General features: G+C 62.5%; 15 protein-coding genes and 1 tRNA gene. 2 read left to right on the top strand and 14 right to left on the bottom strand.

Going from position 1 to position 16,279, the window contains the following annotated elements:
• Positions 1-9 precede the first annotated feature (9 nt).
• Together gppA and AB7E19_RS19930 are read left to right on the top strand one after the other, a co-directional pair.
• Entirely contained in the window at positions 10-1,500 is a 1,491-nt protein-coding gene (gppA, locus tag AB7E19_RS19925; RefSeq protein WP_427936341.1) for a guanosine-5'-triphosphate,3'-diphosphate diphosphatase, read from the top strand.
• A 12-nt stretch (positions 1,501-1,512) separates the two neighbouring features.
• Positions 1,513-1,773: a Rho-binding antiterminator gene (locus AB7E19_RS19930; RefSeq protein ID WP_261999116.1), complete on the top strand. Its 261-nt coding sequence runs from the start codon at positions 1,513-1,515 to the stop codon at positions 1,771-1,773.
• Positions 1,774-1,843: 70 nt separating this feature from the next.
• Here AB7E19_RS19930 and AB7E19_RS19935 read toward each other — a convergent pair whose 3' ends face one another.
• The 14 genes from AB7E19_RS19935 to AB7E19_RS20000 all read right to left on the bottom strand — a co-directional run bounded on the left by AB7E19_RS19935 (position 1,844) and on the right by AB7E19_RS20000 (position 16,230).
• Positions 1,844-2,602 (bottom strand): class I SAM-dependent methyltransferase, encoded by a 759-nt coding sequence (locus tag AB7E19_RS19935; protein ID WP_233463111.1) that lies wholly within the window; start codon positions 2,600-2,602, stop codon positions 1,844-1,846.
• Between the two features lie 51 nt (positions 2,603-2,653).
• Positions 2,654-5,221, bottom strand: coding sequence for a putative bifunctional diguanylate cyclase/phosphodiesterase (locus AB7E19_RS19940; RefSeq protein WP_322131778.1), 2,568 nt, complete (start codon positions 5,219-5,221; stop codon positions 2,654-2,656).
• Between the two features lie 234 nt (positions 5,222-5,455).
• Positions 5,456-7,498 carry an oligopeptidase A gene (gene prlC, locus AB7E19_RS19945; RefSeq protein WP_043155404.1) on the bottom strand — a complete coding sequence of 681 codons (2,043 nt, stop codon included), beginning with the start codon at positions 7,496-7,498 and terminating at the stop codon, positions 5,456-5,458.
• 221 nt (positions 7,499-7,719) lie between these two features.
• Complete coding sequence (hemB, locus tag AB7E19_RS19950) at positions 7,720-8,739, bottom strand: porphobilinogen synthase (protein WP_039041081.1); 1,020 nt, start codon at positions 8,737-8,739, stop codon at positions 7,720-7,722.
• Positions 8,740-8,742: 3 nt separating this feature from the next.
• Positions 8,743-9,528 (bottom strand): TatD family hydrolase, encoded by a 786-nt coding sequence (locus AB7E19_RS19955; RefSeq protein ID WP_223920173.1) that lies wholly within the window; start codon positions 9,526-9,528, stop codon positions 8,743-8,745.
• Positions 9,529-9,639: 111 nt separating this feature from the next.
• Positions 9,640-10,392, bottom strand: coding sequence for a twin-arginine translocase subunit TatC (tatC, locus tag AB7E19_RS19960; protein WP_010672360.1), 753 nt, complete (start codon positions 10,390-10,392; stop codon positions 9,640-9,642).
• Complete coding sequence (gene tatB, locus AB7E19_RS19965; protein ID WP_139737143.1) at positions 10,389-10,844, bottom strand: Sec-independent protein translocase protein TatB; 456 nt, start codon at positions 10,842-10,844, stop codon at positions 10,389-10,391. The genes tatC and tatB overlap by 4 nt, the downstream gene beginning before the upstream one ends.
• Before the next feature lie 3 nt (positions 10,845-10,847).
• Entirely contained in the window at positions 10,848-11,096 is a 249-nt protein-coding gene (gene tatA, locus AB7E19_RS19970; protein ID WP_010672358.1) for a Sec-independent protein translocase subunit TatA, read from the bottom strand.
• 39 nt (positions 11,097-11,135) lie between these two features.
• Positions 11,136-12,776, bottom strand: a complete 1,641-nt coding sequence (gene ubiB, locus AB7E19_RS19975) for a ubiquinone biosynthesis regulatory protein kinase UbiB (protein ID WP_041212050.1) — start codon at positions 12,774-12,776, stop codon at positions 11,136-11,138.
• Positions 12,776-13,384: a ubiquinone biosynthesis accessory factor UbiJ gene (locus AB7E19_RS19980; protein WP_029313421.1), complete on the bottom strand. Its 609-nt coding sequence runs from the start codon at positions 13,382-13,384 to the stop codon at positions 12,776-12,778. Before AB7E19_RS19980 ends, ubiB begins: the two co-directional genes overlap by 1 nt.
• A gap of 8 nt (positions 13,385-13,392) precedes the next feature.
• The gene (ubiE, locus tag AB7E19_RS19985; RefSeq protein ID WP_039041078.1) at positions 13,393-14,145 is read right to left on the bottom strand and encodes a bifunctional demethylmenaquinone methyltransferase/2-methoxy-6-polyprenyl-1,4-benzoquinol methylase UbiE; all 753 of its coding nucleotides are present in this window, start codon (positions 14,143-14,145) and stop codon (positions 13,393-13,395) included.
• A 65-nt stretch (positions 14,146-14,210) separates the two neighbouring features.
• The gene (gene crcB / locus AB7E19_RS19990; protein WP_227263179.1) at positions 14,211-14,588 is read right to left on the bottom strand and encodes a fluoride efflux transporter CrcB; all 378 of its coding nucleotides are present in this window, start codon (positions 14,586-14,588) and stop codon (positions 14,211-14,213) included.
• A gap of 87 nt (positions 14,589-14,675) precedes the next feature.
• Positions 14,676-15,941, bottom strand: coding sequence for a cytosine deaminase (locus tag AB7E19_RS19995; RefSeq protein ID WP_216944862.1), 1,266 nt, complete (start codon positions 15,939-15,941; stop codon positions 14,676-14,678).
• A 213-nt stretch (positions 15,942-16,154) separates the two neighbouring features.
• Positions 16,155-16,230 (bottom strand) — tRNA-Thr (locus AB7E19_RS20000).
• Positions 16,231-16,279: the final 49 nt, after the last annotated feature.

Genomic DNA, 16,279 nt, shown 5'->3' on the forward strand with positions numbered 1-16,279 from the left:
TCGGCCAAGTTGCACAACTCGCCTCTCTATGCCGCCATCGACCTCGGCTCCAACAGCTTTCACATGCTGGTGGTGCGCGAGGTCGCCGGTGCCCTGCGCACCGTCACCAAGGTCAAGCGCAAGGTACGCCTCGCCGCCGGCCTCGATGCCGATTTTCGCCTCAACCGTGCCGCCATGGAGCGGGGCTGGGACTGTCTGCGCCTCTTCTCCGAACAGTTGCAGGACATCCCGTCCGACAACATCCGGGTAGTGGGCACCGCCACCCTGCGCCTGGCCACCAACGTCGATGAGTTCATCAGCGAAGCGGAACGGGTGCTCAACCACAGCATCGAGATCATCTCGGGCGAGGAAGAAGCCAAGACCATCTATGAAGGTGTCTCCTGGACGTCGGCAGGGGAAGGCAATCGGCTGGTAATCGACATCGGCGGCGCCAGCACCGAGCTGGTGATCGGCGAGCAGAGCGAAGCCAAGCTGCTCAACAGCCTGCACATGGGCTGCGTCACCTGGCTCAACAACCACTTCGGTGATGGCGAGCTCTCCGAGACGCGCTTCAACCAGGCCATTGCCGCCGCCAAGGAGGTACTGGAGAAAGTGGCTGCGGACTACCGTGTCCTCGGCTGGCGCACCTGCGTCGGCGCCTCCGGCACCGTCCAGGCGCTGCAGGAAATCATGCTGGCCCAGGGCAAGAGCGAGCGGGTCACCCTGCCCAAGCTGCAAGAGCTGATGGGTCAGGCCATCGCCTGCGGCAGACTCGATCAGTTGCAGCTCGAAGGGCTGGCGGCCGAACGGCTGACCGTGTTCCCCTCCGGTCTCGCCATCCTGATCGCCATCTTCGAGACCCTCGACATCGAGAGCATGACCCTGGCGGGCGGTGCCCTGCGTGAAGGACTCATCTACGGCCTGCTCGGCAACAATCACGACTGTGATGCCCGGGATCGCACCGCCGACAGCCTGATCAGCCGCTACCAGCTCGACAAGGAGCACGCCGAGCGGGTCCGCGACACCGCCATCGAGGCGTTCACCCAGTTGCAGCCGGCCTGGCGCCTCTCCAAGCGCTACGGCCGCCCGATCCTGCGCTACGCGGCCCTGCTGCACGAAATCGGTCTGTACATCGAGTACAAGAAGGCGCCGCAGCACGCCGCCTACATCATCGACAACATCGACATGCCGGGCTTCACCCCCGCGCAGAAGAAGCTGCTGTCGGCCCTGCTGTTCAACCAGCGGGATGAATTCAAGCTGGAGCCGCTGGAGAAACAGGGCGCCGTCACCGGTCGCCAGGCGATCCGGCTGGCCCGCATCCTGCGCATCTCCCTCATCCTCTGCATGCGCCGGACCCAGGGCACTGTGCCCAGGTTCATGCTGCAAGCCGATGAAGATGCCCTGACCCTGACCCTGCCCAAGGGGTGGCTGGACGAGCACTACCTGCGCGCCAGCGAGCTGCGCCTCGAGGTGGAGCGCCAGCAGAAGATGGGCTGGTCCACCCGGCTGCTGGAAGCCTGAGGCGCACACCCCATGGCCGATTACCAACCCGTCAGCTGTGACCTGTACGACTGGCTGGAGATCGCCGCCAGCTGGCAGCTGCCCGTCACGATCATCGACCGGGATGGACGAGCCTGGGCGGACAGGATCCGTACCATAGAAGCCAGCGACGGAGTGGAATATCTGCTGCTGGAGAGCGCTGAGCGCCTCAGCCTGGCGGACCTGGCGACCCTGGAACTCGTCTGGCAAGGGGAAGAAAAGCGGATCCACTTCGCCCCACCCCGCAGCCAATGAATAGCAAGAGGGCCAACCTGATCAGGTTGGCCCTCTTCGTTTGACGCTCAAACTCCCTGCCAGTCGCCACTCAACTCGCCAGCGCCGCCATCACATAGACGTCGAAGCGGTTGCTCTTTGTCTCGATGGCCATGCTGGGCTTGTGCTCGTTGAGCCAGCCCGCATAGTCGGGCCGCTTCACCACCACCCGCTTGTCAGCCATCCTGAGCGCCGCCGGCAGCAGGGCATCCGCGTCGAGATCCGCCCCCACCAGGGACTGGAACACCCGCATCTCTTTTTTCACCAGCGCCGACTTCTGCTTGTGGGGGAACATGGGATCCAGGTAGATGACCTCCGGCCGCTCGGTCAGCGCCAGCAGGGTCTCCACCGCCGGGCCTTGCAGCAGTTGCATCCGCTCGCGCACCCAGGGGCCTATCTCGGGATCCTGCCCCGCCCGGGTCAGACCGTCCTGGAGCAGGGCAGCCACCACGGGGCTGCGCTCGATCAGGGTCACCTTGCAGCCGAGGGAGGCGAGCACGAAGGCATCGCGCCCGAGCCCGGCGGTGGCATCCACCACGGTCGGCATGGCTCCCGACTTCAATCCCACCGCCTTGGCGATGGACTGGCCGCGCCCGCCACCGAACTTGCGCCTGTGGGCCACCGCCCCTTCCACGAAGTCCACATAGACGGCCCCCAGCTTGGGTTCGTCCAGTTTGCGCAGCTCCAACCGCGATGCGGTCAGCACCAGGGCGAAGGGAGCGGGAAACGCCACGTCGGCAAGGCGCTGGCGCAGGGCGTCGAGCTCGCCATCGCGGGCGGGCACTTCACTGAAAACCTGAATATGGGGCATAACATGGACTCATCACGGCGCAGAAGCCGGCATGATAGCAGAAGCGGGGGGTCAGCTCACCGTGGTCAGATTCGCCAGGTTCATTCCCTGACGGTTGAGACTCAGGTACTCGGTCAGATCGTCGAAGGGCAGCGGGCGGCTGAGCAGATACCCCTGGGTGAAGGCGCACCCCTTCTGGCAGAGGAAGTTGAGCTGCTCCCGGGTCTCCACCCCTTCGATCACCACCTGCATGCCGAGGTTGTGCACGATGTTGATGATGCCGTCGAGCAGCAGGCGGTCCTGCTCGTTGAAGGGAATATGGCGCACGAAGGAGCGATCGATCTTCACCAGATCCACCGGGAAGGTACGCAGGTAGTTCAGTGCCGAGTAGCCGGTGCCGAAGTCGTCGATGGCCAGCTTGCAGCCCGCCTCGCGCAGAGCATCGATCCGCACCCTGTGCTGATCGCTGGTCTCCATCAGCAGAGATTCGGTGATCTCGATGATGATGTCCGCCGGATCCAGCTCGAAGTGGCGGATCACCCTGAGCCACTCGTTGGCCTCCGGGTCTATGGTCTGGAACTCCAGGGTGGAGCGGTTGATGGACATCTGCAGATCCGGGAAGCCGGACTGCTGCAATCTGGCCAGATCCCGGCAAGACTGCCACAGCACCAGGGCACCCAGCCCCTGGATGAGCCCCGCCTCTTCCGCCAGCGGGATGAAATCCGCCGGTGAGACCTGACCCCAGTGGGGGTGATACCAGCGCACCAGGGCCTCCAGCTTGGCGACCCGGCCGCTGCGGTTGTCCCAGATGGGCTGGTAGGCCATGGTCAGCTGGCCCAGCTTGATGGCCTCCGCCAGATCGTGCTGCATCTGGTGGCGCTGGCTCACCTCTTCCCGCATGGAGGCGTTGTAGGTGCCGAGGGGGCGTCCCTGGCGCTTGGCGACGAACAGGGCCTGCTCGGCATTGCGCAAGAGCTCGTCGCTGTCGCCGCCGTCATTGGGACAGAGGGTGATCCCCAGGGTGGCGGTCACATAGAGGTGCTGGTTGGCCAGCATGAAGGGACGGGCAAAACCGCCGATCACCTGCTTGGCAAACACCTCGGCCTGACGGCGGTTGACGATGCCGGGCACCAGGAAGGCAAACTCGTCGCCGCCGATGCGGGCCACCAGGTCCTCGGTGCGCACCCGGCTCACCAGCCGATCCGATACTTCCCGCAGCAGGGCGTCGCCCACATGGTGATCCATGCTGTTGTTGACCGCCTTGAAGTTGTTGAGGTCGAGCACCATGAGGGCGAAGCGCTCCCCCCGCTCGCAGAAGCGGGCCAGACAGCGACCGAACAGCCAGCGGTTGGGCAGGCCGGTGAGGTTGTCGTAGTTGGCCTGGGCGGCGATCTTCTGCTCCGCCAGCTTGGTCTGGGAAAGATCGCTGAAGATGGCGATGTACTGACTGATCTTGCCCCCTTCCCGCACGGCGCTGATCATCAGCTGCTGGGGATAAAGCTTGCCGTTCTTGCGCTTGTTCCACACCTCCCCACGCCAGATCCCCACCCGCTCCAGGGCGTGGTACATGTCCGCATAGAAGGTCTGATCGTGCAGTCCGGACTTGAGCATGCTGGGCCGCTGGCCACACGCCTCCTCCTCGCTGTAACCGGTGATCTTCTCGAAGGCCGGATTGACCGAGATGATGCGACTGTCGGCATCGCACACCAGAATGGCTTCGGAGAGGTTGTCATAGACCCGGTGGGAGAGCTTGAGCTGCTCCGCATGGCGCCTGATGGGATCGATGTTCTCCAGCACCACCATGAGATAGTCGGGGTGCATCTGCTCGTTGCGGATCAGGGTCACCGTCACCCGCCCCCACAGGACGGTCCCATCCCGATGGAGATAACGCTTCTCCTGAGTAAACGCGGGACGCTCTCCCCGCTTGAGGGCGTCGTAGAGCGCAATGCTGGTCTGCCAGTCGTCCGGATGGTTGATTTCGGCGACGGTGAGCTGTTGCAGCTCCTCCTGGCTGTAGCCGAGCATCTTCTCGATGGCCGGGTTCACCCAGAGGATCTTGCCGCCCAGATCCACCTTGCCGATGCCCACGGGCGCATGGGACATCATGGTGTCCAGGAAGTGGTGATGTTCCGGTTGCGCCGGCTGCTCCTGGCTCTGGCGCTGCTGATACATCAGCGCCAGTTCACGACCGGCGAGCGGGGCCAGCAGACGCAGCAGGCCCACTATCTTCTCCATTCTCGGCATGGCCCGCTTGAACATGACGCTGCACAGGCCGATGGTCTCTCCCTCGGCGTTCTTGAGCGCGACGCCGGCATAGGCTCTCACCTCGCAGCGCTCCAGCACGGCGGCGTGGGGGAACAGCTGGCGGGTGCGATCACTGAACCAGGCTTCACCCTGTTGCATGGCGATCTCGCCCGGAGTGTCGGCGAGGGGGAAGCTGTAGGAGTTGATGTCGAGGGAGGCGGGATAGGCGGCATGCACGGTAAAGAACAGACCCGCCTGATCCTTGCCGGACACCAGGACGAAGTCAGCCCCCACCGCGTTGGCGATTTCACTCACAAAGGCATCAAAATATCCCTGACCACTCGAATGAGACAGGCTGGAGATGATTTGATAGACAGACTCGAGTGCTCGCCTCATGGCAAGGTTCTTTCTCTCCCTGGAAGGTAGAACCCGACTCTACTGAAGAGGCGGGGACAGTGCAAACATGCACTCCGCAAGATATTAAAAAGGCTTGGAAAAAGGGACCAAAAGGTCCCTTTTTCTATCAAAAATCACGTTTCGATCCCACTATGCCGCAAATGTGTACCTGCTTGAAGCTCCCGCAGTGGCGCGGCAGCTCATCCAATCGAGGCTCACTGTGGCGGCGGGACCTCACGCGGCGATACCGCTGTGACGCAGCAGCGCATCCACCTGGGGCTCCCGGCCACGGAAGGCACGGAACAGCTCCATCGGCTCCCTGGAGCCGCCCTTTTCCAGAATGTTCTTCAGGAAGGAGTGGCCCGTGGCCGGGTTGAAGATCCCCTCCTCCTCGAAGCGGGAGAAGGCGTCGGCAGAGAGTACCTCGGCCCACTTGTAGCTGTAGTAGCCCGCCGCGTAGCCGCCCGCGAAGATGTGGGAGAAGCTGTGCTGGAAGCGGTTGAACGCCGGAGGCGTCATCACGGCGACCTGGCTGCGCACCTCATCCAGCAGCGCAGGGATCTGATCCGCTCTGGTCGGGTCAAAGGTCTGGTGCAGACGGAAGTCGAACAGGGCGAACTCCAGCTGGCGCAGCATCTGCATCGCCGCCTGGAAGTTGCGGGCGGTCAGCATCTTCTCCAGCAGATCGGCGGGCAGCGGCTCCCCGGTCTCGTAATGGCCGGAGATGAAGGCCAGCGCCTCGGATTCCCAGCACCAGTTCTCGAGGAACTGGCTCGGCAGCTCCACCGCATCCCAGGCCACGCCGTTGATGCCAGCCACGCCGGCCACATCGATGCGGGTCAGCATGTGGTGAATGCCGTGGCCGAACTCGTGGAACAGGGTGACCACTTCGTTGTGGGTAAACAGGGCCGGCTTGCCGTCCACCGGGCCGTTGAAGTTGCAGGTCAGGTAGGCCACCGGCTTTTGCAGGGAGCCGTCCTGACGGTAGCGGCGACCCAGGCAGACATCCATCCAGGCGCCGCCCTGCTTGTGCTCGCGGGCATAGAGATCCAGGTAGAAGCTGCCGCGCAGCTCGTCATCGGCGTCAAAGATGTCGTAGAAGCGCACATCCGGGTGCCAGGTGTCGATGCCGAGACGCTCGCGCACCTTCATGCCAAACACCCGCTTGACCACCTCGAACAGCCCCTTCACGACCCGACCGGCGGGGAAATAAGGACGCAACTGCTCATCAGATACCGAAAACTTGTGCTGTTTGAGCTTTTCTGCGTAATAGGCAAGATCCCAGGCCGCCAGTTCGTCCTGACCGTGCTGCTCGGCGGCAAAGGCGCGGATCTCCTCCAGCTCCGCCTTGCCTTGGGGCAGGGACTTGGCAGCCAGGTCGGTGAGGAACTCCACCACCTGCTCCGGCTTGTCCGCCATCTTGGTCGCGAGGGAGAGTTCGGCATAGTTGGCAAAGCCCAGCAGTCGGGCCAGCTCCCGGCGCAGGGTGAGCAACTCGGTCATGATGGCGGAGTTGTCCCACTTGCCAGCGTTGGGGCCCTGGTCGGAGGCGCGGGTGGTGAAGGCCTCATACAGCTCGGCACGCAGGGCGCGGCTGTCGGCATACATCATCACCGGCAGGTAGGAGGGGATGTCCAGGGTGAACAGCCACCCCTCCTTGCCCTTGAGTTCGGCCATCTGGCGCGCGGCAGCCTGGGCGCTCGCGGGCAGACCAGCCAGCTCGGCCTCGTCGGTCACCAGCTTGTGCCAGCCCTGGGTCGCGTCCAGCACGTTGTTGCTGAAACGGGAGGCGAGCTCCGAGAGGCGGGCCTGGATCTCGCCGTAACGCTGCTGCGCCTCGGCAGGCAGACCGATGCCGGAGAGGCGGAAATCGCGCAGGGTGTTCAGGATCTCCTTGCGCTGGGCATCATCCAGCCGGGGGAAGTCATCGCTCTCGGAGAGGGCCAGATAGGCTTGATAGAGCCCTTCATGCTGACCGACATAGGTCTGGAATTCGGAAAGCAGCGGCAGGCAGGCATCGTGAGCCGCCCGCAGCGCCTCGCTGTTCTGCACGGCGTTGAGGTGGCTGATGGGGGACCAGATCCGGGAGAGGCGGTCGTTGACCTCTTCCAGCGGGGCGATCAGGCTGTCCCAGGTGTGAGGCTCCTTCTGGGCCAGCACATCCTCAATCTTCTGTTTGCAATCGGCGATGGCCTGCGTCACGGCAGGTTGCACCTGATCGGGCTGGATCTGGCTGAAGGGAGGCAGCGAGTCCATTGTCAGCAAAGGGTTAGTCATCTGCGGTACCTCTAAATGCTCTGCAGCCCCTGCCGTCCAGAAGCCTGCTTGGACCATCTAAGATGTAGGCAGAAACCCCATTTATCAAGCCTTTGCCGCCAAGAGACGGGCTTGTTGCCCACTTTTTCAGGCATTTTGTTCATAAAACCAGCACTTCATCTGCCAGAGACGACAATGCCGGCCCGAGGGCCGGCATTGTTAGGGCATGGACACTCCCCGCCTCAGCGTCGGGCGTCCTCTTTCAACCACTGGGCGACCCGCTTGGCGAAGTAGGTGAGGATGCCATCGGCCCCGGCCCGCTTGAAGCAGAGCAGGGATTCCATCACGCACTCTTTCTCCTTGAGCCAGCCATTCTGGATCGCCGCCATGTGCATGGCGTACTCGCCGCTCACCTGATAGGCGAAGGTCGGCACGCCGAACTGATCCTTCACCCGGCGGATGATGTCCAGGTAGGGCATGCCCGGCTTGACCATGACGCTGTCCGCCCCTTCGGCGATGTCGAGGGCCACCTCGTGCAGGGCTTCGTTGCCGTTGGCCGGATCCATCTGGTAGGTGGCCTTGTTGCTCTTGCCGAGGTTGGCGGCGGAGCCCACCGCATCGCGGAACGGGCCGTAGTAGTGGGAGGCGTACTTGGCGGAGTAGGCCATGATCTGCACGTTGACGAAGCCGTTCTCCTCCAGCGCCGCGCGGATGGCACCGATGCGGCCGTCCATCATGTCGGACGGTGCCACCATGTCGGCCCCGGCGGCGGCATGGGAGAGCGCCTGCTTCACCAGGATCTCGGTGGTGATGTCGTTCTGCACATAGCCTTCGTCATCGATGATGCCGTCCTGGCCATGGGTGGTGAAGGGGTCGAGCGCCACATCGGTGATGACCCCGAGCTCCGGGAAGCGAGCCTTGAGGGCACGGGTCGCCCGCTGGGCCAGGGCATCCGGGTTGTAGGCCTCTTCCGCCATCAGACTCTTTCTCTCCAGCGGCGTCACCGGGAACAGGGCCACCGCCGGCACACCCAGGGCCACCAGTTCGGCGGCCTCTTCGAGCAGCAGATCGATGGAGAGCCTGTCCACCCCCGGCATGGAGGCAACGGCCTCTCGCTGACCCTCCCCCTCCAGCACGAACACGGGATAGATGAGATCGTCGACGGTCAGTACGTTCTCGCGCACCAGGCGGCGGCTGAAGTCATGTTTGCGCACCCGGCGCAGGCGACGGCCCGGGAAGGCCCCCGGAAGAGTTGTGGCCATGAATCACTCCAAAAGCGGAAGTTGGAAGAATGCGGCGGAGGTGGCCCGGGTATGGGCCAGCAAGGCCTCGGGCGCTTCACCACGGCAGGCCGCCACCACCTGGGCGATGTGCGGCAAAAAAGCGGGTTCGTTGCGTTTGGGCCTGGGTTTCAGATCCCGCGGCACCAGGTAGGGGGCGTCCGTCTCTATCATCAGGCGACCCGCCGGAATGCGGGCCACCTGCTCGCGCAGCAGCTGGCCACGGCGCTCGTCACAGAGCCAGCCGGTCACCCCGATATGCAGCCCCAGCGCCAGGCACTCGTCCAGCTCGGCGTCGGAGCCGGTGAAGCAGTGCAGCACGGCCCCCGGCAGGCGGGGCAACCAGGGGCGCAGGATCTCGACGAATTTGTCATGGGCATCGCGGCAGTGCAGAAACACCGACATCCCGAGCTCGGCGGCGAGCGCCAGCTGGGCGTCAAACACCGCATCCTGCACCGGGCGGGGGGAGAAGTCCCGGTTGTAGTCGAGACCGCACTCGCCGATGGCCACCACCTGGGGCAGGGCCGCCAGTTCCCGCAGGGCGGGCAGGGTCGCCTCATCGACGCTTTTGGCATCGTGGGGATGTACCCCGGCGGTGGAGAAGCAGTAACCGGGCCAGCGGGCGGCCAATGCGGCACTTTCGCGGCTGCCGGCCAGATCGGTGCCGGTCAGGATCAGGGCTTCCACCCCGGCGGCGCGCGCGCGTTCCACCAGGTCGGCTTGTTCGCCTGCGAACTGGCTGCTGGTCAGGTTCAAACCGATGTCGATCATGGAGTCAGGGGTTCCGGACAAACGAGGTGCATATCAGGCATTTGAAAACCATCTACTCGATGGGGCCTTACCATACGCCTCGAACGGATGCATGAAAAGAGGAAGGGAGCCTCAGCTCCCCTCTTCCGTTTGTTGCTGCTCTTCGTCCTCTTTCTTCACGTAGAAGCGGGCGAAGAACAGACCTATCTCCCACAGGCCCCACATGGGGATCGCGAGCAGGGTCTGGGAGAAGACATCGGGCGGCGTCAGCAACATACCGACCACGAAGACCCCGACGATGACGTAGGGGCGCTTCTCCTTCAGGCTCCTGGGGGTGGTCACCCCGGTCCAGCAGAGCAGTATGGTGGCCACCGGGATCTCGAACGCCACCCCGAACGCGAAGAACAGGGTCAGCACGAAGTCCAGGTAGCTGGCGATGTCGGTCGCCACCGTCACCCCGGCGGGGGCGGTACTGGTGAAGAAGCCGAACACCAGGGGGAACACCACGTAGTAGGCGAACGCCATCCCCGCATAGAACAGCACGGCGCTGGAGGCCACCAGGGGCAGGATCAGCCGCCGTTCGTGCTGGTACAGACCGGGTGCGATGAAAGCCCAGGCCTGATAGAGCAGATAGGGGATCGCCACGAAGAAGGAGACCACCAGGGTCAGCTTGATGGGCGTGATGAAGGGCGTCGCCACATCCGTCGCTATCATGCTGGTGCCTGCCGGCAACTGGCTGAGCAGCGGCTGGGCCACGAAGTCGTAGATGTTGTTGGAGAAGTAGATGAGCGCGATGAACACCAGCAGGATGGCGGAGATCGCGCGCAGCAGACGGGTTCTCAGCTCCACCAGATGGCTGATGAGGGGCTGTTCTGCCTGACTCATGGCTTACCCTCCCCTTTGGCTGTGGACTCGCTGGCGGGCACAGGCTCGCTCTCTCGCTGGCTGTTGACCGGTGGCACCTCTGGGGTGGGCGCCGGGGCCGCCACCGGAGTGGCTGGCTCAGCCTGGGCGGGCTCCCGAGGCGGGCGGATCTCGTTCTCCCCCTGATAGGGACGATTCACCGACTGGGCGGCCGCTTTCAACTGCTCGATGGACTCCTGCAGCTCGGGGCTCAGGTTGTTCATCTGCAACCGTTCGGCCTTCTTCAGATCGTTGTGCAGATCCTGCAACTTGAGCTCCTGTTCCAGCTCGGCCTTGACCGAGTTGGCGGTGCTGCGGATCAGCCTTATCCAGTGGCTGGCGGTGCGGATCGCGACCGGCAACCGCTCGGGACCCAGCACCACCAGGGCGACGACGCCGATGACGACCAGTTCCCAAAAACCGATGTCGAACATGGCTTAGGCCTGATCTTTGTCTTTCTGCTTGGCGGCTTCGGCGTTGCTGGCCGTCTCGTTCAACTGCTTGGTCGGGAACTCGGCATCTTTCTGCTCGGGTTTGGTGTCGGCCGGCTCATCGGAGAGCGCCTTCTTGAACCCCTTGACCGCCGCGCCCAGATCGCCGCCGATACCGCGCAATTTCTTGGTGCCGAACAACAGCACGACGATGACTGCGATGATCAACAACTGCCAAATACTGATACCACCCATGACTTTCTCTCCGGATAGGCGCCCGATGGCGCAGGTTATTTAATGGGAACGGGTTCGCAACCAACCCAGCAGCCAGCATAACCCGGCGCCGGCGAGGCTGATTTGTCCCCACTCAATGTGTTGTTTCTGGGTCAGCAAGAATACACCCGCGAGCAGCAGGCTGGCTCCAACCCCTAAGAGGTAGCGGGCCTGCCCCTGACGGCGACTGTGGCGACGGAAATCGGCAAACATCTGGTCGAAGTGGTGCTGCTGATGGCGGGCCTGACGCAGGGTCTCATAGACCAGCTCCGGCAGCTCCGGCAGTTTCTCCGCCCAGAACGGCGCCTTCTCCTTGATGGCATTCCACACCGCCTTGGGGCCGACCTGCTCGTGCATCCAGTTTTCCAGATAGGGCTTGGCGGTCTGCCACAAATCCAGCTGGGGATAGAGCTGGCGACCCAGCCCTTCCACATAGAGCAGGGTCTTTTGCAGCAGCACCAGTTGCGGCTGCACCTGCATGTTGAAGCGACGGGCGGTGTTGAACAGATTGAGCAGCACGTGGCCGAAGGAGATCTCGGAGAGCGGTTTCTCGAAGATGGGCTCCAGCACGGTGCGGATGGCGAACTCGAACTCGTCCACCTTGGTATCGGGCGGTACCCAGCCAGACTCCACGTGCAGCTCGGCCACACGGCGGTAGTCGCGGTTGAAGAAGGCGAGGAAGTTCTCCGCCAGGTAGCGCTTGTCTTCCCGGTTGAGGGTGCCGACGATGCCGCAGTCGATGCCGATCCAGAGCGGATTCTCGGGGTGTTCGAAAGAGACGAAGATGTTGCCCGGGTGCATGTCGGCGTGGAAGAAGCTGTCACGGAACACCTGGGTGAAGAACACTTCCACTCCGCGCTCGGCCAGCAGCTTCATGTTGGTGCCGTTGGCTTCCAGCGCGGCAATGTCGGAGACCGGAATGCCGTAGATACGCTCCATCACCAGCACCTGCTCACGGCAATGGTCCGTGAACACCTCGGGCACATAGAGCGCCTCGGAACCGGTGAAGTTGCGGCGCAGCTGGATGGCGTTGGCCGCTTCGCGCATCAGGTTGAGCTCGTCGAGTATGGTCTTGCGATACTCCTCCACCACCTCGACGGGGCGCAGTCGGCCGCTCTGGGGCACGAAACGGGCCACCAGACGGGCCAGGGCCTGCATCAGGCGCAGGTCGGCCTCGATGACCGGCTCGATATCGGGACGGATCACCTTGATGACGATCTCGCGGCCGTTCTCCTTCAACCGGGCGGTGTGCACCTGGGCGATGGAGGCGGATGCCAGCGGCGTCTCGTCGAACTCATCGAACAGGGTCTCGACGGGGCAACCCAGGCTCTCTTCTATCTGGCGACGGGCGGCCTGACCACAGAAGGGAGGCACCCTGTCCTGCAGCAGGGCCAGCTCTTCGGCAATGTCGGGGGGCAGCAGGTCTCGGCGGGTCGAGAGCATCTGGCCGAACTTGATGAAGATGGGGCCCAGGGCCTCGAAGGCGAGGCGAATACGGGCGCCACGGCTCATGCCTTGTTGCTTGTTCTTGAGCCAGAACAGACTGCGACGGGCCAGACGGCCAGGCCAGGGCTGATAACGGGCGGGCACCAGCTCGTCGATGCCCTGTTCCAGCAGGATGCTGACGATGCGATAGAGGCGTTTGAACTCCTTCGGGGTCATCAGCTCACCTGCTGTTCGAGGCGGGCAAGCCGCAACTCGATCGCCTTCATCTGTTGGGCCAGCTCTTCGACATCGTCATTGAAGCTCGCCACTTCCAGCGGACCCGGGGCAAGCCTCGCCTCCTCGGTCAGATACTCAGCCACTTGACGCTGGGAACGGCACAACTCTCGCCCCACAAAACGGCGAGCCTGACGGGCACCACTGCACAGGGTGTGGGCCACCACATCGCCGGTGTAGCGGGACAGCTCCTCTTCCCAGTCGATATCGAGCTCGCCAAGCAGGGCGCTGAATGCCTGCACCAGCTGGGGGTCACCGCTCAGGTCCAGCTTCTCCTCGCGGATGTAGCGGGTCAGGGCGGAAGGCTCCTTGAGCAGGCCGAGGGCAGTCAGGGAGAGGCTCAGCACCGCATCCGCCTCCCCTTCAAACCTGGCCAGCACATCCAGACGGCGCTCTGAGAAGACAAACCAGAGCGGCTTGAGCTCGCGCAGCTCCAGTTTGAGTACCTTGCCCGTCAGCTTGCGCAGCCGCTCCGGGCTCTGTTTGTCCAGGGCCAGCAACTGGTTGAGGCTGGTTTCGATCACCGCGGTGACCATGGCATCCATCGGCATAGGCGACCTTAAAACTTGTAACCGCGGTGCAGGGCGACCACGCCCTGGGTCAGGTTGTAGAACTCGACCTGTTCGAACCCGACATTCTCCATCATGCCTGCCAGGGTCTGCTGATCCGGGTGCATGCGGATCGATTCCGCCAGGTATTTGTAACTTTCGCTGTCGTTCGCGACGATTTCGCCCATTTTCGGCAGCAATTTGAAGGAGTAGAGATCATAAAGTTTGGCGATCACTTCGCTCACCGGCTTGGAGAACTCCAGCACCAGCAGGCGGCCACCCGGCTTGAGCACCCGGAACATGGAGGCAAGCGCCTTGTCCTTGTCGGTGACGTTGCGCAGGCCGAAGCCGATGGTGATGACGTCGAAATGGTTGTCAGGGAACGGGAGCGCCTCGGCATTGGCCTGTACGTAGGAGACGTTGTTGGCCACCCCCAGGTTGCGCAGCTTGTCGCGGCCCACCTTGAGCATGGAGTCGTTGATGTCCGCCAGGACCACCTGGCCGGTCTCACCCACGATGCGGGAGAACTTGGCGGTCAGATCCCCTGTGCCGCCAGCCAGATCCAGCACCTTCTGTCCTTTGCGGACACCGGAGCAGTCGATGGTGAAGCGCTTCCAGAGGCGATGGATGCCGAACGACATCAGATCGTTCATCAGATCGTACTTGGCCGCTACCGAATGAAAGACACCGGCGACCAGGGTTTCCTTCTCGGTCGCTGCCACGGTTTTATAGCCAAAATGCGTAGTAGTAGTCTGTTCCGACATCCCTCAAATACCCATAGAGCAAAGAATGGCCGCCAGTTTACCAGAGCCGATGGCGTGCGGACACCTCAAACCCGGCTTGCGACCAACTGCATCCCCAGCACGACCATGGCCAGACAGAGGGACAGATTGAGACCGATATTGAGCAGCGCCTTCAGATAGGCCCCTTGCTGGGCCAGCACGACCGTATCGAGGGCAAAGGAGGAGAAGGTGGTCAGGGCACCGAGGACACCCACCATCAGCAATGGCTTCATCGGGTGTTCCACCACGTGACCATGGCTGATCAGGGCATAGGCAATCCCCATGATGAAGGAACCCACCACGTTGACCACCAGGGTGCCATAGGGAAAGTGGCGTCCCAGCAGCCATGCCATCAGCTCGGCGATGCCAAAGCGCAGGCAGGCACCGAAGGCGCCCCCGACAGCGACAAATAACCAGGTTTGCATCAAGCAGTCTCCAAGATTGTCAGGTTGGCATTATGCAAAATCTCGACAGCAGGGGACAGCCGGGCAATTAATCGACCCGGCAAGACCCTAGCGGCGAAAGTCTACCCGTTCTGGATTCACAAGATGGAGGGTCGTCTCGGCCGGGCGAGTATCGGCGATGACTCTGCCATGACGGATGGAATAACGTACCGGCACCTGGCGGCGCACCGCATCGAAACCATTCTCTGCAGGAAGGATCAGCAGATTGGCGGGCTTGCCCACCTCGATGCCGTAGCGATCCTGCACGTTCAGGGTGCGGGCACTGTGACAGCTGATCAGCTTGAGACTGTCGTTGATCTGTTCGTAGCCCATGATCTGGCAGACATGCAGCCCCATATGCAGCACCTGCAACATGTTGGCCGTGCCCATGGGATACCAGGGATCGAACACGTCGTCGTGGCCGAAGCAGACGTTGATGTTCGCCTCCAGCATCTCCTTCACCCGGGTGATGCCACGACGCTTGGGATAGGTATCGAAGCGCCCCTGCAGGTGAATGTTCACCAGCGGATTGGCGACGAAGTTGATGTCCGCCATCCTGAGCAGCCTGAATAGCCGCGACGCATAGGCTCCGTTGTAGGAGTGCATGGCGGTGGTGTGGCTGGCGGTTACCCTATGGCCAATATCGCGCTCGTAGGCCAGGGTTGCCAGTGTCTCGATAAAACGGGACTGTTCGTCATCGATTTCGTCGCAATGCACATCCACCAGAACCTGATATTTCTCCGCAAGATCGAAGACGTAGTGCAGACTTTCGACCCCGTACTCCCGGGTAAACTCGAAATGGGGGATGGCACCGATCACGTCGGCCCCCAGCTTGAGAGCCTCTTCCAGCAATGCCTTGCCGTTGGGGTAGGAGAGGATCCCCTCCTGTGGGAAGGCCACTATCTGCAGCTCCACCCACTCCTTCATCTCTTCCCGCACCTCCAGCATCGCCTTCAAGGCGACCAGATTGGGGTCGGAAACATCCACGTGAGTCCGCACGAACTGGATGCCGTTGGCAATCTGCCATTTCAGTGTCTGGATGGCGCGTTGTTTCACATCCTCATGGGTCAGCAGCGCCTTGCGCTCGGCCCAACGCTCGATCCCCTCGAACAGGGTGCCGGAGAGGTTCCAGCTCGGTTCACCGGCCGTCTGGGTGGTATCAAGATGGATGTGAGGCTCGATAAAGGGGGCGATGGCGAGACCCTCCTCACCATCAAGCTCATGGGCTGCGAGCAGAGGGGTGCTCATGGGCTCGATGGCCCGGATCACGCCTCCCTGACAGAGGATTTGCCACATCCCTTCCCTGCCCGCCAGACGCACATTCCTAATCAGCATGTTCTTTCCCCTTCGAAAGCGTAGTTGTCTTTGCCAATCCACAACTTAGCCCGGATCCCTTTAAGAGAGAAGCGGCGCCCGGAAAGCATACGGGATAGAAAGGGAAGATATCTCAACAACAAGAAGGTGCGACATTGCAGAACTGCAATTTGCGATGGATGGCTGAAAGGCAGATACAAAAAAGCCTCCCGATTGGGAGGCTTTCTTATTTAATGGTGCTGATACCCAGAATCGAACTGGGGACCTCATCCTTACCAAGGATGCGCTCTACCGACTGAGCCATATCAGCACACTAACCGGTAAAGACCACGCTCAATGCGTAATCTAAAATTGGGTGC

The sequence above is a fragment of the Aeromonas sp. genome (assembly GCF_050252055.1).
GTDB classification, from domain to species: Bacteria; Pseudomonadota; Gammaproteobacteria; order Enterobacterales; family Aeromonadaceae; genus Aeromonas; species Aeromonas caviae.